The 22053-nt window shown below is 73.7% G+C and carries 20 protein-coding genes and 1 pseudogene; 8 read left to right on the plus strand and 13 right to left on the minus strand.

What is annotated here, in order from left to right:
* Nucleotides 1-200: 200 nt before the first annotated feature.
* Nucleotides 201-2783 (plus strand): annotated as a pseudogene (gene hrpB / locus GXP74_RS16235) (ATP-dependent helicase HrpB).
* Nucleotides 2784-2885: 102 nt separating this feature from the next.
* Nucleotides 2886-3107: a hypothetical protein gene (locus GXP74_RS16240; protein ID WP_182452185.1), complete on the plus strand. Its 222-nt coding sequence runs from the start codon at nucleotides 2886-2888 to the stop codon at nucleotides 3105-3107.
* A gap of 54 nt (nucleotides 3108-3161) precedes the next feature.
* Here the strand turns inward: GXP74_RS16240 and GXP74_RS16245 are convergent, their stop codons facing one another.
* From GXP74_RS16245 to GXP74_RS16290, 10 genes are read right to left on the minus strand one after another with little or no spacing between them, the layout of a single operon-like run.
* The gene (locus GXP74_RS16245) at nucleotides 3162-3653 is read right to left on the minus strand and encodes a hypothetical protein (protein WP_182452186.1); all 492 of its coding nucleotides are present in this window, start codon (nucleotides 3651-3653) and stop codon (nucleotides 3162-3164) included.
* Nucleotides 3654-3702: 49 nt separating this feature from the next.
* Complete coding sequence (locus tag GXP74_RS16250) at nucleotides 3703-5031, minus strand: ammonium transporter (protein WP_182452187.1); 1329 nt, start codon at nucleotides 5029-5031, stop codon at nucleotides 3703-3705.
* Between the two features lie 34 nt (nucleotides 5032-5065).
* Nucleotides 5066-6067, minus strand: a complete 1002-nt coding sequence (locus GXP74_RS16255; RefSeq protein WP_182452188.1) for an urease accessory protein UreD — start codon at nucleotides 6065-6067, stop codon at nucleotides 5066-5068.
* Nucleotides 6068-6085: 18 nt separating this feature from the next.
* Nucleotides 6086-6778, minus strand: a complete 693-nt coding sequence (gene ureG / locus GXP74_RS16260; protein WP_182452189.1) for an urease accessory protein UreG — start codon at nucleotides 6776-6778, stop codon at nucleotides 6086-6088.
* Nucleotides 6744-7451, minus strand: coding sequence for an urease accessory protein UreF (locus GXP74_RS16265; protein WP_225447979.1), 708 nt, complete (start codon nucleotides 7449-7451; stop codon nucleotides 6744-6746). The genes ureG and GXP74_RS16265 overlap by 35 nt, the downstream gene beginning before the upstream one ends.
* Complete coding sequence (gene ureC / locus GXP74_RS16270) at nucleotides 7448-9172, minus strand: urease subunit alpha (protein WP_182452190.1); 1725 nt, start codon at nucleotides 9170-9172, stop codon at nucleotides 7448-7450. The genes GXP74_RS16265 and ureC overlap by 4 nt, the downstream gene beginning before the upstream one ends.
* Nucleotides 9172-9729, minus strand: a complete 558-nt coding sequence (locus GXP74_RS16275) for an urease subunit beta (protein WP_182452191.1) — start codon at nucleotides 9727-9729, stop codon at nucleotides 9172-9174. The genes ureC and GXP74_RS16275 overlap by 1 nt, the downstream gene beginning before the upstream one ends.
* Nucleotides 9730-9756: 27 nt before the next feature.
* Nucleotides 9757-10572, minus strand: a complete 816-nt coding sequence (locus tag GXP74_RS16280; RefSeq protein ID WP_182452192.1) for a cobalamin biosynthesis protein CbiX — start codon at nucleotides 10570-10572, stop codon at nucleotides 9757-9759.
* Nucleotides 10569-10874: an urease subunit gamma gene (locus tag GXP74_RS16285; RefSeq protein WP_182452193.1), complete on the minus strand. Its 306-nt coding sequence runs from the start codon at nucleotides 10872-10874 to the stop codon at nucleotides 10569-10571. Before GXP74_RS16285 ends, GXP74_RS16280 begins: the two co-directional genes overlap by 4 nt.
* A 47-nt stretch (nucleotides 10875-10921) precedes the next feature.
* Nucleotides 10922-11908, minus strand: a complete 987-nt coding sequence (locus GXP74_RS16290; protein WP_182452194.1) for an urea transporter — start codon at nucleotides 11906-11908, stop codon at nucleotides 10922-10924.
* A 265-nt stretch (nucleotides 11909-12173) separates the two neighbouring features.
* Here GXP74_RS16290 and GXP74_RS16295 point away from each other — a divergent pair, with 265 nt between their 5' ends.
* Nucleotides 12174-12986, plus strand: coding sequence for a DeoR/GlpR family DNA-binding transcription regulator (locus GXP74_RS16295; protein WP_182452195.1), 813 nt, complete (start codon nucleotides 12174-12176; stop codon nucleotides 12984-12986).
* 9 nt (nucleotides 12987-12995) lie between these two features.
* On the opposite strand, the gene GXP74_RS16300 is transcribed toward GXP74_RS16295, so the two are convergent.
* Nucleotides 12996-13289, minus strand: coding sequence for a DUF6479 family protein (locus GXP74_RS16300; protein WP_182452196.1), 294 nt, complete (start codon nucleotides 13287-13289; stop codon nucleotides 12996-12998).
* A gap of 305 nt (nucleotides 13290-13594) precedes the next feature.
* Between GXP74_RS16300 and GXP74_RS16305 the strand changes: the two genes are divergently transcribed.
* The 5 genes from GXP74_RS16305 to GXP74_RS16325 all read left to right on the plus strand — a co-directional run bounded on the left by GXP74_RS16305 (nucleotide 13595) and on the right by GXP74_RS16325 (nucleotide 18817).
* Nucleotides 13595-15310: a glycerol-3-phosphate dehydrogenase/oxidase gene (locus tag GXP74_RS16305; RefSeq protein ID WP_182452197.1), complete on the plus strand. Its 1716-nt coding sequence runs from the start codon at nucleotides 13595-13597 to the stop codon at nucleotides 15308-15310.
* A 71-nt stretch (nucleotides 15311-15381) separates the two neighbouring features.
* A complete protein-coding gene (locus GXP74_RS16310) occupies nucleotides 15382-16221 on the plus strand; it encodes an MIP/aquaporin family protein (protein WP_182452198.1) in 840 nt (279 codons plus the stop codon).
* 78 nt (nucleotides 16222-16299) lie between these two features.
* Complete coding sequence (gene glpK, locus GXP74_RS16315; protein ID WP_182452199.1) at nucleotides 16300-17814, plus strand: glycerol kinase GlpK; 1515 nt, start codon at nucleotides 16300-16302, stop codon at nucleotides 17812-17814.
* A gap of 168 nt (nucleotides 17815-17982) precedes the next feature.
* Entirely contained in the window at nucleotides 17983-18435 is a 453-nt protein-coding gene (locus GXP74_RS16320; RefSeq protein WP_182452200.1) for a hypothetical protein, read from the plus strand.
* A 178-nt stretch (nucleotides 18436-18613) separates the two neighbouring features.
* The gene (locus GXP74_RS16325; RefSeq protein ID WP_225447980.1) at nucleotides 18614-18817 is read left to right on the plus strand and encodes a hypothetical protein; all 204 of its coding nucleotides are present in this window, start codon (nucleotides 18614-18616) and stop codon (nucleotides 18815-18817) included.
* 108 nt (nucleotides 18818-18925) lie between these two features.
* Here the strand turns inward: GXP74_RS16325 and GXP74_RS16330 are convergent, their stop codons facing one another.
* Nucleotides 18926-20209: a hypothetical protein gene (locus tag GXP74_RS16330; RefSeq protein WP_182452202.1), complete on the minus strand. Its 1284-nt coding sequence runs from the start codon at nucleotides 20207-20209 to the stop codon at nucleotides 18926-18928.
* Between the two features lie 532 nt (nucleotides 20210-20741).
* Nucleotides 20742-21980 carry a phosphodiester glycosidase family protein gene (locus GXP74_RS41820; protein ID WP_182452203.1) on the minus strand — a complete coding sequence of 413 codons (1239 nt, stop codon included), beginning with the start codon at nucleotides 21978-21980 and terminating at the stop codon, nucleotides 20742-20744.
* Nucleotides 21981-22053: the final 73 nt, after the last annotated feature.

The following is a 22053-nucleotide window of genomic DNA, read 5'->3' on the forward strand; positions in this document are numbered from 1 at the left end:
CACCGGTTCGACCCGTGTCACTCCTCCACCACCGCCTCCTTTGACCGGCCCATGACCGACCGAACATTCGGTCGTTGGTCGGCGAGGTCAAGTAATCCAGCATCGCCACCCCCTGTCAAGGGGCGCGGCCCAGGTCACGGTCGTCCCCGGGGCCCGGCCCCGGGCCGCGCCGGTGGGCCGGCGTCGGCCAGACTGGGCGGGTGAATCCCGCCTGGTACCGGCTTCCCGTCCGCGCTGTCCTGCCCGAGTTGCAGCACGCCCTGGCCGCGCGCGGCGCGGCGGTGCTCGCCGCGCCGCCGGGCACCGGCAAGACCACGCTGGTGCCGCTGGCCCTGGCCGGGCTGCTGGACGAGGAACCCGGACCGCCCCGGCGGGTACTGCTGGCCGAGCCGCGCCGGCTCGCCGTGCGCGCCGCCGCCCGGCGGATGTCCTGGCTGCTGGGCGAGGCCCCGGAGCAGGGCCCGGGACTGGTCGGGCACACCATGCGCGGCGAGCGCCGGGTCGGTCCGCGCACCGTGGTCGAGGTGGTCACCACCGGCGTCCTGCTGCAACGGCTGCAACGCGAGCCGGAGTTGCCCGGGGTGGACCTGGTCATGATCGACGAGTGCCACGAGCGGCACCTGGACGCCGACACCGCGTTCGCCTTCCTGCTCGACGTCCGCGCCGCGCTCCGCCCGGAGCTCGGCCTGGTCTGCGCCTCGGCCACCTCCGACACCGAGGCCTGGGCCGCCCTGCTCGGCGGCCCGGAGGGTCCGGCGCCGGTGGTGGCCGCGCAGGGCACCGCCCATCCGGTGGAGACGGTCTGGGCGCCGCCGCCGCGCCCGGTCCGCCCGGCGCAGGGCACCCGTACCGACCCGGCGCTGCTGGACCACGTCGCCGCGACCGTCCGCCGGGCGCTGGCCGAGCGGGACGGCGACGTGCTGTGCTTCCTGCCCGGCGCGGGCGAGATCGGCCGGGTCGCCGGGTTGCTGGACGGCGTCGGCGAGGTGCTGCAACTGCACGGCCGGGCCCCGCAGCGGGTGCAGGACGCGGCGCTGGCGCCGGGGGAGCGGCGCCGGGTGGTGCTGGCGACCTCGGTCGCCGAGTCCTCGCTGACCGTGCCCGGGGTGCGCACCGTGGTCGACTGCGGGCTCGCCCGCGAGCCGCGCACCGACCACGCGCGCGGGCTCTCCAGCCTGGTCACCGTCCGCGCGTCGCTGGCCACCGGCCGCCAGCGCGCGGGCCGCGCCGGGCGCGAGGCCCCGGGCGCCGTCTACCGCTGCTGGGACGAGGCCGAGGACGCCCGCGCGCAGCGGCTGCCGACGCCGGAGATCGCCCTGGCCGACCTCACCTCCTTCGCCCTGCAGGCCGCCTGCTGAGGCGAGCCGGACGCCCGTGGCCTGGCCCTGCCGGACCCGCCGCCGTCCGGCGCGATGGCCGCCGCCCGGGCCACGCTGGCACAACTGGGCGCGGTCGACGCGGACGGGCGGGCGACCCCGCGCGGCCACCGGTTCGCCCGGACCGCGCTGCACCCCCGGCTGGCTCGGGCGCTGCTGGACGGCGCGCCGCTGGTGGGCGCCCGGCGCGCGGCCGAACTGGTCGCGCTGCTGTCGGAGGAGCCGCCCCGGGCGCTGGGCGACGACCTGGCCGCGGTCTGGCGTACGGTCCGCGGCGACCGCGACCCGTACGCCGGGCGCTGGCGCGACGAGGTCCGGCGGCTGCGGCAGCACGCGGGCGGCGCCGACGCGGGCGGCGGCGAGCCGGGGCTGGACGATCGGGCCGCCGCCGGTCTGGTGGTCGCCCTGGCCTTCCCGGAGCGGGTCGCCCGCAATCGGAGCGAGGGCCGGGACGAGGGCCGGAGCCAGGGCCAGGGCGGGCGCGGGGCCTTCGTGATGGCCTCCGGCACCGAGGCGGCCACCGGCGCCGGTTCGGGCCTGGCGGGCGCGCCGTGGCTGGCGGTCGCGATCGCCGACCGCCCGGCGGGCTCGCCCTCGGCCCGGGTGCGCTCGGCCGCGGTCCTGGACGAGCGGGACGCCCGCCGGGCCGCGGCGCAGCTGCTGACCAGCCGGGAGGAGGTCCGCTGGGCGGTGCCGGTCGGTGGACGCCGGGGCGAGGTGGCGGCCCGCCGGGTCGAGGCGCTGGGCGCGGTCGAGCTGAGCGCCAGGCCACTGGCCGACCCGGACCCGGCGCTGCTGCGGGCCGCCCTGGTCGAGGGGCTGCGCCGGGAGGGCGTGAGCGGTCTGCTGACCTGGTCGGCGCGGGCCGCCGGGCTGCGCGAGCGGCTGGACTTCCTGTACCGCTGGCTCGGCGCGCCCTGGCCGGAGGTGACCGACGGGGCGCTGCTGGCGGCGGCCGACAGCTGGCTGGAGCCGGAACTCTCCCGGGCCCGCCGCCGGGCCGACCTGGAACGGCTGGACACGGCGGCGGCGCTGTCCCGGCTGCTGCCCTGGGCCGACGGCAGCGCGGGGCGCCTGGACGAGCTGGCCCCGGAGCGGATCACCGTCCCGTCCGGGTCGCGGATCCGGGTGGACTACTCGGGCGAGCGCCCGGTGCTGGCGGCCAAGTTGCAGGAGCTGTTCGGCTGGGCGGCGGCCCCGGCGCTGGCCGGGGGGAAGGTCCCGCTGACGGTGCACCTGCTGTCCCCGGCGGGCCGCCCGGCCGCCGTCACCGCCGACCTGGCCTCGTTCTGGCGCGAGGGCTACCGCGCGGTCCGGGCCGACCTGCGCGGGCGCTACCCGCGCCACCCCTGGCCGGAGGACCCGTCCGGCGCCGAGCCGACCCGGCGGCTGAACCCCCGCAACTGACGCCCGGGGGCGGTCCGGGGCGGGCCCGGCGGCGGCCGGTTCGCGGCAGCGGGCGGGTGCGCCGGGCGTGCGAGCCGCGGCGGATCCGGCGAAGCTGGGTCCATGAACGACGACACCCTCGAACCTCTGGTGATCGTCTGGGGCGTGGAGAGCGGCCCCGACGGTACCGGCCGCCGCGTGCAGATCGGCAGGAACGTGATCGCGATCGCCGAGTCGTACGCGGACGTCGAGCAACTCCTGAAGATGGCGGGTCTGACCGAGTGGGTGGAACTGGACCCGACGATCGTGGAGTGGTGTGACGGGGGGCCCGCCGTATGGCCATGAGACCGTGACCGCGCGGGCCCGGTCCGCGACCGGGCCCGAACGCGGGCCGACCGATCAGTGCGCCGCCGGGCGGCGGAGCAGCCGCTGGAGCATCGGCAGCGCGGCGAAGACGGTGCCGCCGACGGCGACCAGGCCGACGCCCAGGTCGACCGAGACCCGCCCCTGCTTGGCCCAGTAGACGTCCTCCAGGTCGAGCAGCAGCGCGAACTCGTCCACGATCAGCGCCAGCGCCACGCCGTAGCTGAGCGCGACCGCCGGGTGGCGGCGGTGCGTCTCCTGGCCGTGCACGGCGACCGCGCCGACACCGCTGAGCAGCGCGATGCCCCACATGTAGTGGTGCAGGTGGGCGCCGCCGACGCTGAGGTTGCGGAACGGGCCCTTGTTGTCGCGGATGCTGTAGGTGATCCCGCGGACGGCCGCGAAGGTCGTGGTGAACCCGGTCCAGGACAGCAGTGCCGCGCGCTCCTTCGGACCGAGTTCTTCCAGGTAGGCCTTGTGCACGGCCTCAACTCCCGGCGGTACCGGGACTGGTGCGTGGCTTCTCATCCCTCCACGCTAGTCCCGGGGGGTCCGCCCCGCCGCTCGGCCGCAGCGGTCAGCGTTCCGCCTCCCGTTCCCGGACCAGGGTGCGGATCGCGTCCAGCAGCTCCCGGTCCGAGCCGGTGGGGTCGGACCGGGTCAGCGCGCCGACCTGGCGCACGGTGCGGAAGTCGTAGGCCACCTCCTCGTCCTCGCCGGGCACCTTGGGGTAGGAGTCCGGGGAGCGGAAGCCGATGGTGGACTCGATCGCCTTGGCGATCACCCAGGTCAGCGCGAACGAGAAGGCGCCGCAGGCCAGGATCGCCAGCACCTGCTTGCCGAGCAGGCCGAAGCCGCCGCCGTAGAACAGCCCCTTGTGGCCGCTGACCTGGGCGGTGGCCAGCAGCCCGACCATCACCAGGCCGGTCACCCCGCCCCAGCCGTGCACGCCCACCACGTCGAGCGTGTCGTCCACGCCGACGCGGTACTTGAGGGTGATCGCGTACGCGCAGACCAGCCCCGCCACCAGGCCGGTGATCAGCGCGCCGACCGGTGAGATCTCGCCGCAGGCGGGGGTGATCGCGACCATCCCCGCCACCGCCGCCGAGCAGACCCCGGTCATGGTGATCTTGCCGTGCTGCCACTTCTCCACCAGCGGCCAGGTGATCATCGCCCCGGCCGCGCCCAGCTGGGTGTTCAGCAGCGCGGTCGCGGCGGCGCCCTGGGTCCGCAGCGCCGAGCCGGAGTTGAAGCCGAACCAGCCGAACCAGAGCAGCCCCAGGCCGAGCGCCACCAGCGGCACGTTGTTGGGCCGCAGCTCCAGCCGGCGGAAGTCCGCGCGTCCGCGCAGCACCATGGCCACCGCCAGACCGGAGGCGCCGGAGTTCAGCTCGACCGGCAGGCCCCCGGCGAAGTCCAGCGCGCCCAGGTGCCGCACCACCCAGCCCTGCTGGTCGAACACCCAGTGCGCCAGCGGCACGTAGACGATCAGCGTCCACAGCACGGTGAACACCAGCCAGCCGGTCATCTTGGCCCGGCCCGCGATGGAACCGCTGATCAGCGCGACCGTGATGATCGCGAAGGCCATCTGGAAGGTCGCGAAGACGTACGTCGGGATGTGCCCGTTGAGCGTGGCCGGCCCGACCCCGCGCAGGAAGGACCGGTTCAGGTCGCCGATCACCCCGGCCCCGCCGACGTCGCCGGAGAAGGCCAGGCTGTACCCGATCGCGAACCAGACCACGCTCACCAGCGCCAGGCAGGAGAAGCTCATCTTCAGCATCACCAGCACGTGCTTGGTGCGCACCATGCCGCCGTAGAAGAAGGCCAGGCCGGGGGTCATCAGCAGCACCATCGCGGTACTGGCGAGAAGCCACGCGGTGTCGCCCGAGTCGTAGTTCGGTGGCATGTTCGTCACTCCAGTGCTGGCGGGGCCGGGCGGGTCAGGACTTGCGCAGGTCGGGCGCGGGGGAGCCGGTGAGCAGGCGGCGGACGGCGTCCCAGGCCGCGTGCAGGGCGGCGGTCAGCCGGGGCGAGTCGTCCGCGAGCACCCGCAGCCAGGCGCCGCAGTCCTGCGGCAGCACGCTGGCCCCGTGCAGCAGCCCGGTGCCGCTGAGCGCGTCGTGCAGCGCGTCGGCGATCTCCGGCGCCGGGCGGCGACCGGTCAGCACGTACAGCGAGGAGGCGTACCGGTGCCCGGACAGCACCGCGGGGCCGAGCACGCCGCCGCTGCCGCGGCTGCCCAGCGGCCCGCCGGGACCGGCGCCCGGGCACAGCCGCTGGTTGTCCACGGCCAGCAACCGCCCGTCCGGGCGCCGCAGTTCCAGGTCCAGCGCCAGCGCGTCGTAGGCGTGCAGCTCGCCCCGGGCGATCCGTCCGGCGGCGACGGTCTCGCCGAGGACCACGGTGGCGTCCGGGTCGGCGGTGACCACGGTGCGCTGGTACAGCCGGGCGTGCCGGAACGGGATCAGCGGGTCCGGCAGGTACTCCAGGTACGCTCCCGGACCCGCGTCCAGGTTCACCAGCTGGGTCGCGAAGCCCCGCTCCATGCCGTAGACCTTGGTCGCGGCCTGGGTGGTCAGGTGCACCTCGGTGCCCGGGCCGCAGCCCACGTCGATCCGGTAGCGGTCGGCCTGGACGATCCCGCCGCCGACCGACATCAGGTAGGTGAAGGCGGTCTGCGGCCGGAGCGGGTCGACGTAGAGCGGGCGCATGATCTGCAGCGGCGACTTCTGGTACCGCCGGACCAGCTCGGTCCGGCCGCCGCGCACCTCGAAGCCGAGCTCCAGCAGGCCGACCTTGCCCGGGGAGCCCGCCGCCAGCGTCGCCGGCTCCGCCGCGTAGCGCAGCACCTCCGGCGGGATCCGGTCCGGGGTGTAGTGCGCGGCGGAGAGCCGGGGCAGCAGCCGGACCGGGGCCGGTCCGGCCTCCTGCGGCGGTGACATCGTCCTGAGCGCCATCCGCTAGGCCACCAGCGCCGTGCGCCGGGACTCGATGAAGGCCAGCACGTCGTCCACGCCCTGGCCGGTCAGGCAGTCGGTGAGGACCACCGGCAGCCCGTTCCTGACCCGGTGGGCGTCGCCCTCCATCACCGACAGGTCGGTCCGCACGTACGGGGCGAGATCCACCTTGTTGATCACCAGCAGGTGCGAGGTGGTGATCCCGGGACCGCGCTTGCGCGGCATCTTCTCGCCCTCGGCCGTGTCCAGCACGAACATGAACATGTCCACCAGGGCCGGGCTGAAGGTCAGCGTCAGGTTGTCGCCGCCGCTCTCGAAGAACAGCGTGTCCACGTCCGGGAAGCGCTCCAGCAGCTCCGCGCCCGCGGCCAGGTTCATCGTCGGGTCGTCCCGGACCGCCGTGTGCGGGCAGGCGCCGGTCTCCACGCCGACCACCCGCTCCGGGTCGAGCACCCCGGCCAGGGTGCGCCGGACGTGGATCGCGTCCTCCTGCGTGTAGATGTCGTTGGTCACCACGGCGGGGCTGCGCCCGGCCCGGACCAGCATCGGGACCAGCACCTCGATCAGCGCGGTCTTGCCGGAGCCGACCGGACCGGCCACCCCCACCCGCAGTACGTTGTCGTTCTCGTGCACAGTGCTGCCCTCTCTCTCGCGGTGCAGGTCAGTTGGCGAACAGCCGGGCCTCGGCCCGCTCATGGCGTCCGGCCAGGGCGTCGGCGGTGAGCACGCAGCCGCCCAGGTCCGGGAGTTCGCGGCGCAGCGCCTCGTCGGTGACCGACTCCAGCACCGGCGCGGCGTGCCGCAGCAGCACCTGCGCCCGGCGGTGGTCGGTCAGCCCGAGCCGCAGCGCCGCCCCGGCGAAGGCCGCGCAGCAGGCGAACAGGTCGGCCGCGACGGCCTGCCGCCGGGGTACCCCCAGGCCCGCCTGGACCACCCCGGAGACCACCGCCAGGTTGCCCGGCGCGTCGCCCCGGGCCACCGCGGCGGCGTACGCCCGGACCGTCTCGCTGGGGAACACCTCGCCGGCCAGGTCCAGCACCTGGCGTCCGGTGCGGACCGCCGAGGCGCGGCTCTCCCGGGACAGCTTGGCCGCCCGCAGCCGCAGGTCCACCTCGGTCACGGCGTCCCAGTCGGCCCGCCCCGCCGCCTCGTGGGCCAGCGCCAGCGCGGTCGAGTCGGACGGGCCGACGCCGTGCCGCAGCAGGTCGGCCAGCAGCTCGCCGAGGCCCTCGGCGGTCACCGCGCCCTCCTGGGCGAAGCCCTCCAGGCCCTGCGACAGGGTGTACAGGCCGCTGGGGAACGCCGAGTCGGTCAGCTGGAGGCTGACCAGCAGCGGGTCCAGCGGCCGGGGCGGCAGCAGCGGGGTCACGCGAGGAAGAAGAGCTGGTTGAGCGGCAGCTCCTGGGCCGGGGCGATGCTCACCACCTCGCCGTCCAGCTTGACCTGGTACGTCTCCGGGTTCACCTCGACCCGGGGCAGCGCGTCGTTGCGGACCATGTTGTGCTTGCCGATCGTGCGGCAGCGCCGGACCGGGACCGCCGTCCGGCTCAGCCCGAGCTCCGCCGCCACGCCCAGGTCCACCGCCGCCTGCGACATGAAGGTCAGCGAGGTGGTCTGCAGCGCCCGGCCGTACTGGCCGAACATCGGCCGGTAGTACACCGGTTGCGGGGTCGGCAGCGACGCGTTCGGGTCGCCCATCTGGGCCCAGCTGATGATCCCGCCCTTGAGCACCATCTTCGGCTTGGCGGCGAAGGACTGGATCGGCCAGAGCACGATGTCGGCGAGCTTGCCGGGCTCCAGCGAGCCGATGTAGTCGGAGGTGCCGGTGGCGATCGCCGGGTTGATGGTGATCTTGGCGAGGTAGCGCAGCACCCGCTGGTTGTCGTTGCGCTGGCTGTCGCCGTCCAGCTTGCCGCGCTGGTCCTTGCAGTGGTGCGCGATCTGGAAGGTCCGGGTGAACGACTCGCCGACCCGGCCCATCGCCTGCGAGTCGGAGGAGACGATGCTGATCACCCCGAGGTCGTGCAGCACCGTCTCGGCGGCGATGGTCTCCGCGCGGACCCGGCTGTCGGCGAAGGAGACGTCCTCCGGGATGTCGTGGCTCAGGTGGTGGCAGACCATCACCATGTCCAGCAGCTCGTCCACCGAGTTCACCGTGTACGGCAGCGTCGGGTTGGTCGACGACGGCAGCACGTTGGGCTCGCCGGTCACCCGCAGGATGTCCGGCGCGTGACCGCCGCCCGCGCCCTCGGAGTGGTACGTGTGGATGGTCCGGCCGCCGATCGCGGAGCGGGTGTCCTCGAAGAACCCGCCCTCGTTCAGGGTGTCGGTGTGGATCGCGATCTGGATGTCGTACTCGTCCGCCACCGCCAGCGAGTTGTCGATCACGGCCGGGGTCGCGCCCCAGTCCTCGTGCACCTTCAGCCCGCAGGCGCCCGCCTTGACCTGCTCCTCCAGCGCCCCCGGCAGGCTGCCGTTGCCCTTGCCGTACAGGCCGACGTTGACCGGCATGCCCTCGCAGGCCTGGAGCATCCGGCCCAGCTGGAACGGCCCCGGGGTGCAGGTGGTGCCGTTGGTGCCGTCGGTGGGGCCGGTGCCGCCGCCGATCAGCGTGGTGATCCCGTTGCTGAGCGCGGTCACGCCCTGCTGCGGGGAGATGAAGTGCACATGGGAGTCGATGCCCCCGGCGGTGGCGATCAGGTGCTCACCGGCGATCACCTCGGTCCCCGGGCCGAGCACCAGCTTCGGATGCACGCCGTCCTGGGTGTGCGGGTTGCCGGACTTGCCCAGGCCGACGATGAAGCCGTTCTTGATCCCGAGGTCGCCCTTGACCACGCCCAGGATCGGGTCGAGCACCACCACGTTGGTGATCACCAGGTCCAGCGCCCCCTGCGCGGCGGTGGCCTGCGGGTCCTGGGCCATCCCGTCGCGGACGGTCTTGCCGCCGCCGTACACCGCCTCGTCGCCGTAGTAGCCCGCGCTGTGGTCCTGCTCCACCTCGACCAGCAGGTTGGTGTCGGCCAGGTAGAAGCGGTCACCGACGGTCGGGCCGTACAGGTCGGTGTACTGCTTGCGGGGGATGACGGACATCAGCGCTGCTCCTTGCTGCTGGTCTTGGCCTTGCCCTTGCCCTTCGGCGCGGGTTTCGCGGCGGTCTCGGCCACGGTCTTGGCCACGGTCTTGGGCGTGGCCTTGGGGGTGGCCGTCGGCTTGTCCTTCGGGCCCGGCTCCGGCGTTCCGGCCGCGGCCGACCGGGCATTGTCCTCGGCCTCCTCGGTGGCGCCCCGGAATCCGCGTTCCATGGCCCGGCGCACCGCCTCGACCCGGGCCGGGTGCGAGGCGACGCCGCCGTTCAGCAGCCCGCTGAAGCCGACCAGCAGGCCGCTCCCGCCGAAGGCGCAGAGGTCGACGTCGCGGTCGTCGCCCGGCTCGAACCGGACGGCGGTCCCGGCCGGGATGTCCAGGTGCATGCCGAGGGCCGCGTCCCGGTCGAACATCAGGGCGGAGTTGGCCTCGAAGAAGTGGTAGTGCGATCCGACCTGGATCGCCCGGTCGCCGGTGTTGGCGACGTTCAGCGTCCGGGTGCGGCGTCCGGCGTTGAGCTCGACCGGGTCGTCGCCGTAGAGGTAGGCGGGCTGGCCGACCATGGTGGCCTCGTTTCTTCGCTGCTCGGGTCAGTGGGTGTGGGCGGGGGCCCGGTCGTGCGGGTGTCCGTGCTGTCGCGGCTGCCGGGCCTCCGGCGGGTCGTGGTCGTGGTCGTGCGGGTGGTCGTGGCTGTGGCCGTGCGCCGCCGCCAGCGCGGCCGCGATGCCGTCGTCGCCGTGGCGCAGCCGGACCCGGGCGTCCTCGCTCCGCGCCGCGAGCACCGCGCGTACCGCCGCCGGGCCGAGCAGCGGGCCGCTGCCGGTCGCGCCGGAACCCGGCGGCGGCTCGGCCGGGCCGAAGCCCGCCGGCAGCAGCAGCACCTCGGCCGCGCCCAGCCGGTGGCAGCGGTCGACCCCCTCGGCGGGCGACGGGTCGCCGTCGGTGAAGGCGACCTCCACCAGTCGGTGCCGACCGAACTGCCGGACCAGCCGGGCCACCCGGTACAGCTCGGCGTCGGCCTGCGGATCGGCGGCCGGGGCGGTCAGCAGCAGCGCGCGGTCGGCGGCGGCGCCCCGGCCCGCTGCCGCGCGCAGCCAGCCGACCAGGTGCTCGGTGCTGCCGAAGGGCTCGGCCAGCGCCACCCGTCCGGGCTGCTCCGCCGCGATCGGGCGCAGCGCCCGGGCCGCCTCGGCCGCCAGCTCCGGATCGCGACCCAGGGTCATCGGGACGACCAGCACCGGCGGTACGCCGGTCGCCAGCGACTGCCGTACCGCCGCCGCCAGTTCGCGTCCCGCGGGGACCGGTGCGGTGTCGTGCGTCGGCGGGTGGGGCAGCAGGCGGCCGAAGGCGCTCTCGTGGCCGCCGACCGCGATCAGCCGGAAGGGCCCGGGCGGGACCGCGTTCATGCGCCGATCGGGTCGTGGCAGGAGACCAGCTTGGTGCCGTCCACGAATCCCGCCTCGATCTGGAGCAGCGGCAGCATCTCGCGGACGCCCTTCATCACCTGGTCCGCGCCGACCACGTCGCGCCCCAGCTCCATGCACTCGGCGACGGTGCGGCCGTCCCGGGCGCCCTCCAGGATCGCCTCGCTGATCAGCGCGACCGCCTCGCTGTAGTTCAGCAGCAGGCCGCGGCCGCGGCGCTTGCGGGCGAGGTCCGCGACCACGTAGACGATCAGTTTGTCCAGCTCGCGCGGGGTCAGGTTCATCGGGGGCCTTCCTTCGGTGCGGCGGGGTGCGGGTGTTCAGCGGGTGTTCAGCGGCGTCGGAGCTGCTTGAAGGCGGGCACCGCGAGCAGCAGCAGCCAGGTGGTGAGGATGAAGGGCCAGGTGAAGGTGTGGCCGCCGAAGGGGGCCACCCAGCCGCTCGACGCGGCCGTCAGCACGCAGCTGACCACGCAGCCGAACAGCGTGTAGGCGGTCTCGGCCGGGCCCGGCGCGAGGAAGACGACCCCCAGCGCGATGCCGACCAGGACCGCGTTGTAGCCGTAGATGCCGCCCGAGACCAGGGTGGCGGGCGCCCCCAGCGCCCAGGCGGTGAGCAGGCCGACCAGGCTGCCGACCGCGGTGAACAGGCCCACCCGCAACCCGGCCAGGAACAGCCCGGCCAGCATCAGTACGCCCGAGTACCAGGTGTCCAGCAGGAAGACCTCGGCGATGTTGGTGAAGAAGCCGTGCCACAGGTCGTGCCAGGACAGCGCGGTCGGGCCGTGGGCGGCGGTCGGCAGCGCCGCCGCCGGGGCCTGGCGGGTGAGCCGGGTGAACGCCGGGGCCGCGAGCAGGACCGCGCCGGAGACCAGGCAGAAGGGGGCCGTCAGCCCGGTGATCCCCCAGCCGCCGAGGAGGGTGGCCAGGGCGGCGGTGACCAGGCAGCAGGCGGCGCCCGCGAACACGGTCAGCACCCAGGTCCAGGGGTGGTTGCCGAGCGTCAGGACCAGGGCGATACCGGTCAGGCAGCCGCTGAAGCCCTGGAGCCCCTCGGTGATGCTCTCCTGGTCGGCGCCGAGCAGGCGCGCGCAGAGGATCGCCGAGACCGTGCCCAGCAGCGCGAAGACACCGGCGGTCCAGCCCTTGGCGAAGATCCCGGCGAGGATCAGCGCACCGGTCCAGATGTTGCCCTGGAGGTCGACCTGGGCGACGCTGACCAGCGTCGCCTCGGCCAGCCGGAGCAGCGGCGGCAGTTGCCCGCGGTCCGGCGCGGGGGCGGGCGCGGGGGCGGGCGGCGGCGGGGTGGTACCGGTCATCGGGACGGGCGGCGCGTGGGGACCATGGTTCGGACGCTACCCACGGTGCCCGGATCACGCCTGTGGGCGAGGTAGAACGGGTGACCTGGCGGCCCGGCCCGGGCGTTCGCGGGCCCGATCAGCAGCGGGGCCGACCTCCCGGGGTGCCCGGGTGTTCCTGGTACGCATGAGACTCGGCGGCTCGCTCGCAGCTATGCTGCGCTCACGCAGGGCACCCCTGAGTGCGCACCAGGGCGCCGGTGACCCGTCTGGGAGGTGGGAATCGGTGAATCGCCACGAGCGCCTCACGATGCTGCTCGAACTCCTCACCGAGCGGGAGAGCCTCGCCGTGGAGGACGCCGCGGAGCTGCTGGGCGTGTCGACCGCGACGATCCGCCGGGACATGGACCAACTGGCCCAGCAGCAGCTGCTGGTGCGCACCCACGGCGGCGCGGTGGCCGGGAACGTCAGCTACGACCTGCCGCTGCGCTACAAGACCGCCCGGCACGCGGAGGAGAAGAGCCGGATCGGCCAGGCGGCGGCGCGGTTGGTGCGCTCCGGCATGGTGGTCGGCCTCAACGGCGGGACCACCACCACCGAGGCGGCCCGGGCGATCGCCCTGCGCGGCGACGTGGGCGGCGAGGGCGGCGGCCAGGCCGAGGGGGGCCGGGGCGAGGGCTGGACCGCGACCGTCGTCACCAACGCGCTCAACATCGCCTCGGAACTCACCGTGCGGCCCCGGATCCGGGTGGTGGTGACCGGCGGCGTCGCCCGGGAGAAGTCCTACGAGCTGATCGGCCCGCTGGCCGGGCACATCCTCGAAGAGGTCACCCTGGACGTGATGTTCCTCGGCGTGGACGCCCTGCACCACACCCTCGGCGCCACCGCCCACCACGAGGTCGAGGCCAGCACCAACCGGCTGATGGCCAGCCGGGCCCGGAAGGTGGTGGTGCTCGCCGACAGCTCCAAGCTGGACCGCAGCGCCTTCGCCCGGATCTGCCACGTCCGGGAGATCCAGCTGGTCATCACCGACGCCGCCGCGCCGGACGAGGTCGTCCAGCAGTTCGAGGAGCAGGGCGTCGAGGTCCTGCGGGTGTAAGGCGGGTGGTCACCCGCGGCGGCCGGCGGTCTCCCAGGCCTCGTGCGCGGCCCGCTCCTCGTAGGCGTGCAACTCGTCGATCGCCCCCTGGTCGCCGTGCGGGTGGCGGCCCGGGGTGCTCGGCGGGGTCGCCCACGACTCCCGCTCGGGGGAGTGCGGCTCCAACTCCGGCGCCGGCTCCCGCTCCTTGCGCCACGCCCCCACGACGAAGGCGCCGATCAGCACGAGCACGATGATCACGCCCAGCGCCCCGCCGACGACGGCCGCGGCGGTGCTGTTGATTCCTGCTGCCAGAACGGACATGGCTGGCCTCCTGTATCCCTGAGCGGGCTCCAGGCGACCGGGGTCCGCATGCGGCTGCATGACGGATACCTTTGCAATCCTGCCCCGGTCCGGGCCGGGTAAACCGACGGCCGATCCGTTTCCGCAGGTCGCACGGGTGCGGCCGCCCCGGAACGGCGGTGGGACCGACCGGTGGCGCGGCGGCACCCGTTCGGCCGTGCCCGGGGCCGCAGCGGGTGCGCGCCGGGCCGGGACTTGCTGCGATGGGCAGCAACGCCGACGTCGTCGTCGTCGCTCTGTCGCCCACCGCATGAAGGAGCAGGCTGATGAAGCCGGTCGCCCTGTCGCCGCAGTCCCGCCAGCAGGCGCTGGACGCCATGGCCTCGGGCCGGGAACTGGACATCCTGGTGGTGGGCGGTGGCGTGGTCGGCGCCGGCTGCGCGCTGGATGCCGTGACCAGGGGCCTGAGCGTCGGGCTGGTCGAGGCCAGGGACTGGGCCAGCGGCACCTCCAGCCGCTCCAGCAAGCTGATCCACGGAGGGCTGCGCTACCTGGAGATGCTGGACTTCCGGCTGGTGCAGGAGGCGCTGAAGGAGCGCGGCCTGCTGATCCAGCGGCTCGCGCCGCACCTGGTGCACCCGGTGAAGTTCCTCTACCCGCTCAAGCACCGCTTCTGGGAGCGGCCGTACGTGGGCGCCGGCGTCCTGCTCTACGACACCCTGGGCGTCACCTCCGGCAACGCCCGGGGCCTGCCGCACCACCGGCACCTGACCCGCCGCCACGCGCTGCGCGAGGTACCCGCGCTCAAGGCCGACTCGCTGGTCGGCGCGGTCCAGTACTGGGACGCCCAGGTGGACGACGCCCGGCACACCATGACCATCGCCAGGACCGCCGCCTCCTACGGCGCGCTGGTGGCGAACCGGACCCGGGTGGTCGGCTTCCTGCGGCAGGGCGAGCGGGTGACCGGCGCGCTGGTGACCGACCTGGAGACCGGCCGCGAGTTCGAGGTGCACGCCAAGCAGGTGATCAACGCCACCGGGGTGTGGACCGACGACACCCAGGGGCTGGCCGACACCCGCGGCCAGTTCCACGTCCGGGCCTCCAAGGGGGTGCACGTCCTGGTCCCCCGGGACCGGGTCAACTCCCAGTCCGGGCTGATCCTGCGGACCGAGAAGAGCGTGCTGTTCGTCATCCCCTGGGGTCGGCACTGGCTGATCGGCACCACCGACACCGACTGGGACCTGGACAAGCAGCACCCCGCGGTGAGCTCCCGGGACATCGACTACCTGCTGGAGCACGTCAACGCGGTGCTGGAGACCCCGCTCACCCACGACGACGTCGAGGGCGTCTACGCCGGGCTCCGGCCGCTGCTGTCCGGGGACGCCGCCGACACCAGCAAGCTCTCCCGCGAGCACCTGGTCGGCCACCCGGTGCCCGGCCTGGTGGTGGTCGCCGGGGGCAAGTACACGACCTACCGGGTGATGGCCAAGGACGCCGTGGACGAGGCCGTGCGCACCCTGGACGGCGGCGCCGCCGGGCCCTCGGTCACCGAGGACGTCCCGCTGGTCGGCGCGGACGGCTACCGGGCGCTGTGGAACCGCAGGCAGACCCTGGCGGCGGAGTCCGGACTGCACGTGGTGCGCATCGAGCACCTGCTGAACCGGTACGGCTCGCTGATCGGCGAGGTGCTGGCGCTGATCCGGGAGGACCCGGGGCTCAGCGCGCCGCTGGCGGGGGCCGACGACTACCTGGAGGCCGAGGCGGTCTACGCCGCGACCCACGAGGGCGCGCGCCACCTGGACGACGTGCTGACCCGGCGGACCCGCGCCTCGATCGAGTCCTGGGACCGGGGCCTGGCCGCCGCCGACCGGGCGGCCCGGCTGATGGCCGGTCCGCTGGGCTGGAGCGAGGAGCAGGTCCACGACGAGGTCGAGCACTACCGCAAGCGCGTCGCGGCGGAACGCGACGCGCAGCAGCAGCCCGACGACCAGACCGCCGACGCGGCCCGGCTCGGGGCGCCGGACATCCTGCCGCTCGGCTGAGCCACCGCCCCGCGACCGAACCGACACCGGCCCCCGCTCCGAGGTCCGGACCTGAGAAGGGACCAACTGCCATGGCCTCGGCCACACTCAACGCCCGCTCGGCCGCGCCGAACGCCTCGCGGGAACTCGTCGGCGAACTGCTGGGCGAGTTCGTCGGCACCATGATCCTGATCCTGTTCGGCGCGGGCGTGGTCGCCCAGGTCGTGGCGGCCAACCTCGGGGACCACGACAGCATCGCCTGGGCCTGGGGCTTCGGCGTGATGCTCGGCGTCTACGTCGCCGCCCGGCTGTCCGGCGCGCACCTCAACCCGGCGGTGACGCTGTCGCTGGCCATCTTCCGCGGCTTCTCCTGGCGGAAGGTGGCCCCCTACGCGCTGGCGCAGACCCTCGGTGCCTTCGTCGCGGCGCTGCTGGTCCGCTGGAACTACACCGAGCTGCTGGCCAAGTTCGACCCCGGGCACACCATCAAGACCCAGACCGTCTTCTCCACCCTGCCCGGCAACGGCGTCTACCCGGTCAGCGAGTGGGGCGCGCTGCGCGACCAGATCATCGGCACGGCCATCCTGGTGCTGGTCATCATGGCGCTGACGGACGTCCGCAACACGGCCCCCAAGGCGAACCTGGGCGCGCTGATCACCGGCCTGCTGGTGGTCGCCATCGGCATGGCCTGGGGCGCCGACGCGGGCTACGCGATCAACCCGGCCCGTGACTTCGGCCCCCGTCTGGCCAGCTTCATCACCGGCTACCGGCACGCCTGGCGCGACCAGTACGGCGACATCTACTTCTGGGTCCCGATCGTCGGCCCGCTGATCGGCGGCCCGGTCGGCGCCGCGATCTACCAGTTCCTGATCGCCCGCTTCCTGCCCACCGAGGAGACCGAGCCCGGCCGCGTGGTCGTCGACGATCAGTAGCCGCACCGGCCAGTCGGAACACCAGCCCGCGCACACAGTAGATCTGATCAATCGTCATCACCTCCGGAAGGATCCGTCATGGCGGACTTCGTCGCCGCGATCGACCAGGGCACGACCAGCAGCCGGTTCATGATCTTCGATCACTCCGGCAGCGAGGTCGCCCGCGAACAGCTGGAACACGAGCAGATCCTGCCCCGGGCGGGCTGGGTCGAACACAACCCGGTGGAGATCTGGGAGCGCACCCGCTCGGTGATCGCCAGCTGTCTGAACCGGGCCAAGCTGCACCCGAGCGACATCGCCGCGCTCGGCATCACCAACCAGCGCGAGACCACGGTGGTGTGGAACCGCCGTACCGGCCGCCCCTACGGCAACGCCATCGTCTGGCAGGACACCCGCACCGACCGGATCGCCAGCGCGCTGGAGCGCGAGGGCAAGGGCGACGTGATCCGGGCCAAGGCCGGGCTGCCCCCGGCCACCTACTTCGCGGCCGGGAAGGTCCAGTGGATCCTGGAGAACGTGGACGGCGTCCGCGCCGACGCCGAGCGCGGCGACGCCGTCTTCGGCACCGTGGACACCTGGGTGCTGTGGAACCTCACCGGCGGCGTCCAGGGCGGCATCCACGTCACCGACGTCACCAACGCCTCCCGCACCATGCTGATGGACCTGCGGACCCTGGACTGGGACGACGAACTGCTGTCGTTCTTCAACATCCCGCGGGCCATGCTGCCGACCATCCGGCCCTCCAACGCCCCCGAGGGGTACGGCGAGTCGCCGAAGGTCAGCCCGCTGGCGGGGATCCCGATCAGCGGCATCCTGGGCGACCAGCAGGCCGCCACCGTGGGCCAGGTCTGCTTCACCCCGGGCGAGGCCAAGAACACCTACGGCACCGGCAACTTCATGCTGCTGAACACCGGTACCGAGCCGGTGCGCTCGCAGCACGGCCTGCTGACCACGGTGTGCTACCAGTTCGCCGGGCAGCAGGCGGTCTACGCGCTGGAGGGCTCGATCGCGGTGACCGGCTCGGCCGTGCAGTGGCTGCGCGACCAGCTGCACCTGATCAGCACCGCCGCCGAGAGCGAGACCCTGGCCAGGCGGGTCGCGGACACGGCCGGGGTGTACTTCGTCCCGGCCTTCTCCGGCCTGTTCGCGCCCTACTGGCGCTCCGACGCCCGCGGGGCCATCGTCGGCCTCGCCCGCTTCCACAACGACGGCCACATCGCCCGGGCCACCCTGGAGTCGATCTGCTACCAGAGCCGCGACGTGGTCGAGGCGATGACCAAGGACTCCGGCGTGGAGCTGGCCGTGCTCAAGGTCGACGGCGGCGTCACCGCCAACAACCTGTGCATGCAGACCCAGGCGGACGTGCTCGGCGTCCCGGTGATCCGGCCCAAGGTGGCCGAGACCACCGCGCTCGGCGCCTCCTACGCGGCCGGACTGGCGGTCGGCTTCTGGCGCGACGTGGAGGAGCTGCGGGCCAACTGGCAGCAGGACGCCCGCTGGGAGCCGCAGTGGGACGAGGCCACCCGCGAGGCCGGATACGCGGATTGGAAGCGGGCCATCGAACGCACCCTCGACTGGGCCCCGGTGGAGTGACGCCGTCCTCCGCGGGCCGCGGCCCCCGCGGCGGCTCCGGCGGCAACCTGCGGAAGGCATATACCAATTCCCTCCCTGACAGCGTTCGCTGTCAGGTTCCTGGTGACAGCGGGCCGCCGGCGGGGGAGCATGTGTGACGGGGGCCACCGAGCACAGGCGAGGAAGACCATGAGCGCACCCGCTGTCCGCAACGAGATCGCCACAGCCGCGCCGGGCGGCTCGTTGGTGCTCCCCGGCATGCTGACCGCGCCGCAACACGTCATCGACGACCTCACCCGCGACCTCAGCAGCGCCGCCGGGGCAGTGGCCTCCATGCCCCAGGACGACGACAGCGACATCACCATCTCCACCCGTACCTCGGTCACCTTCGCCGCGTCCACCCAGGGCGGCGCGCTACAGGCCGCCGCCGACTGGAGCCGGACCCCGCCCGCCCGCAACGTCCAGATCCACTCGACCGGTTGGGCCCGGATCCCGGGCATGGACGACACCAACGGCGAACCCACCTACGAGTACCGCTTCACCCTGGTCGTCTCCTGGCCGGACGAGCGCACCGGCGAGTCCGGCGGCGACGTCCACCACGCCGACCGGGCCGAGCGCGGCTGGCACCGGGACCGGGACTGACCGGTCGGCGGAGATCCCAGACAACTCCGAGGGGGCGGTGTCCGGCCGCAGCGCCGCCCGGGTCGGTCGCCCCTGCCCCGAACAGGGGCGACCGGCCGTCACGCCGACGCCACGGCGCCGGGATGCCGTCCGGGGCGGTTGCCCTGATGCTGGAGCCATGGACAGTGCACTCACAGGCGTGAGCCTCGACGTTCGGATCTCGCCCGGCGACATTCTGCTGGCCCAGCTGCTGGACGCCGATGACGAGCGGGTGGGCGAGCCCGAGCAGGTACGCACGAACGCCGATGTGGAGTGGTTGCGGGAGCAGCACCGCATCGGCAAGGACGACGTCCGTTGTTCGCCGGAGGTGCGGCGGATCCTCGACGTCAACTCGTTGGAGTAGCCGCAGCGGCCCTGTACGGCCCCGTACGCCGCCTGTGGCGGGTGCCCCGGTCCCACCCCTGTCCGAGGCGGGACCGGGCCCGTGCCGGGCCGTGTGGTGGTGCTGCCGTCAGCTGCTGGCGGCGACCGCGTAGCGCACCCGGTTGTTCTCGCCCACGTGCTCGGCGACAACGCCCTCGGCCACCATGCTCTTCAGCACATTGCGGAAGTTGGTCGCGTCCGAGGACTTCCACTCGGCGCCCATGACGGTCCGGGACACCTCGCCCGCGGACTGCGGCTCCGACGCGGCCAGCAGGGCGGCCACGATCTTCGTACGGTCGGCGCGCAGGTTCTTCTCCGCCGGGGCGGCGGAGTCGGCGGCCTTCTTCGCCGCGGCCTTGCGGACGGTCGGCTTGGCGGTGGACTTGGCCGTCGGCTTCGCCGGGGCCTTGGCCGGTGCCTGCGCGGGCGCCTTCGCCGGGGCCTTCGCGGTGGACTTGCGACCACGGGCCGGTGCTGACGTCTCGCCAGCGGCCTTCTCGACCGGCGCCGCCACGGTGGCGGTCTCGGCCGAGGCGTTGACGGCGGCCTTGCGCGCGGGGCGCGCGGTCGGCTTGGCCGTCTGCTTGGTCGCGGACTTGCGGGCGACGGTCTTCTTGGCGGTGGCCTGCTTGGCCGCCGCCTCCTTGGTCGTCGTCTCCTTGGCCGCGGTCTTCTTCGCCGTGGCCTTCTTGCTGGTGGCCTTCTTCGCCGGAGCCTTCTCGGCCGCGGGCTCGGCGGCCGGGGCCGCCACTGCCGGGGCCGCCTCGGGCTCGGCGACCGCGGCGGCCGCCTCCGTGTTCGCGGAGTAGAACGCGGTGCCCGACTGCGTGGACTTCGCCGCGCGGTCGGTCTCGGTGAGCACGGCCAGGGCCCGGCGCACGGCCTGCAGCGCGGCGTTGTCCGCGTCGGCGCCGTGCACGGCGGTGGCGATCTCGGAGACCTTGTGGACGCCCGCGGTTCCGGCCAGGAAGTCCAGTACGGCCTGCTGGCTCGCGGTCAGCTTGCCCGCGACGGCGGGGGCCTTCGCCACCGTGCCGGTCGGCAGCGCGCCGACCACGGCGTCGCCGCTGGCGGCGACCACGATCTCGGCGGCCACCGCGTCGCCCGCCTCCTCGCGGGATTCGCGGGCCTCGCCGAGGGCCTGGGTCTCCGCCACGGCGCCTTCGAGCTCGCCGAGCTTGGCGATCAGCAGGCTGCGGCTCGCCTCCAGCGCCTCGATCGCCGCCTTGCGGGCGGTGAGTTGCTCACCGAGGTCGGTCACCGCTCCCCGGGCCGCGCCGAGTTCGCCTTCCAGCTCACCCAGCTGCTCGCCGATGTAGCTGCGAATGCCCTCGATCACGGATTCGAGCTTGGTGATTGATCCTTCTGCCATGGGTACCCAACCTGTTCGTTGAAAACTGGAGTGTGTTCCCGTGATGGTAGACACAACTGATGAGAGTTGCGTTCTCGGGTACCGAATTTCATCCGGTCGAGATGAGTGCCTACCCGGGCCGGGGTGTTGCGGAACCTGCCGGTCGACCGGTCCGAGCCCGCGCGGAACTCGCCTCCCGGCTGCTTTCCGGCGTTGCCGAGTTGACCCGCTATTAGAGCAACTACCTTTTTTGAAGCAAGATGTGACAGGTCATCAGTTTTCGGATCGCGGGCCGCCGGTGGTGCCTCGCGGGCGTGGGCGGCCGGTTCGCGACCTCCGGGGCGGGTGTGCGCGGGATCACCACGGCCGATTCTGGGATTGCGTTGCTTGTCATGGATCCGCCGGGGTGGAAGGGGCGTTCGAGATGCACCCGTCAATTCGGCCCGTGAATCACCTGGGGAATAAGTGTTCGAATCTGACGCGCGATGACGCCCCGCCGGGAGGCCCGTGGGCTGGTCGGCGCGGGCGCCGGTGCTGTCGGGTGGGGGAGCGCTCAGCCCCGGGCGTACACGGCCACGAAGTCCCGGCTGGACTGGTCGTAGTAGCGGGTGGGCGCGCGGACGAAGTTCACCAGGTTGTACGGGACCGGGTCGGCCGGCGTCCTGCTGCCGTCGTAGGAGATGAACGAGGGCCAGCTGAGGTTGATGTCCAGCATCATCGCGGTCACCGCGCCGGCCCGTTGCAGCACGGTCGCCAGCGTCTCCACGGACATCAGCCGCCCGCCCGCGTAGAGGATGTCGCCGTTCCGGTCGATGCCCACGCCCGAGCGCGCCACGAAGGAGTTGCCGCCGTCGGTCAGCCCCCACACGTCGGCGCCGCCGTCGTGCACCGCCTCGGTCACCTGCCCGCCGGAGACCAGCGGCACCAGGCACTGGCGCACGCCGACCACGTCCGGGGCCATCCCCACGCCATGGCCCCACACGCCGATGGTGAGCGAGCCGTCGCGGTGGAAGACCTCCGAGGCGGCCCCGTCGACGAGCGGGACGCCGGTGCTGCCGTCGAGGTAGAAGCCCCCGTGCGAGTCGCCGTTGGAGAGTTTGAAGCCGCCGTTGTAGGTGGCGACCAGGCCGGTGCGCTGTCCCGGCGGCACCGTCGCGGGCACCGGCCAGCTGCCGCCGGGTTCGGCGGCCCCCGGGTGCAGCTGGAACCGGAGCGCGCCGTGCTTCATCCAGACCACGCCCACCGGGAAGGTGGCGTCGTAGCCGTCGGGGCGCATCAGCGCGCGCTGGATCACCGGCTGCCCCTTGACCCTGACCAGCGGGCTGAACACGCCCTCGCCCGGCATCGCCGGGGACACCAGCGGCACCACCGGCGGGTGGACCGGCACCACCGGGACCGCCGGTCGGGGCCGGGACAGGGTCTTGGAGTGGTGCGCCCGCAGCACGGCGGGGCCGGTCACCGAGCAGTAGTCGGCGGCGGACGCGGTGCGGGCGCGGCCGTCGATCAGGTCCGCGACCACCACCAGGTGGTGGCAGCGGCCCCAGCGGGCCAGTTTGGCGGTCGCCCCCTGTTTGCCGGGGGCGGCCAGCGCGTCATGGACGCAGTACACCACCAGGGCCAGCACCAGCACCGCCAAGGCCAGCGTGGACCAGGTGGCCAGCGTCCGGCGGCGGCCGCTGAGGCCGCTCGGGCCGCCAGGGCCTTCGGCGACGGCCCGGGCGTCGTGCTCGGAGGGCGGTCGCACTCCCGACGGGTCGGTTGCTTCGCTGGCGTCCTGACTGTTGAATCCCATCGGTTCCCTCTCGACCGGCCTCCCCGCACCCCCACGCCGTACCCAGCGGGACGGCCGGCGGCACGGTGGTTCG

This window comes from Streptacidiphilus sp. P02-A3a (assembly GCF_014084105.1).
Classification (GTDB): Bacteria; Actinomycetota; Actinomycetes; order Streptomycetales; family Streptomycetaceae; genus Streptacidiphilus.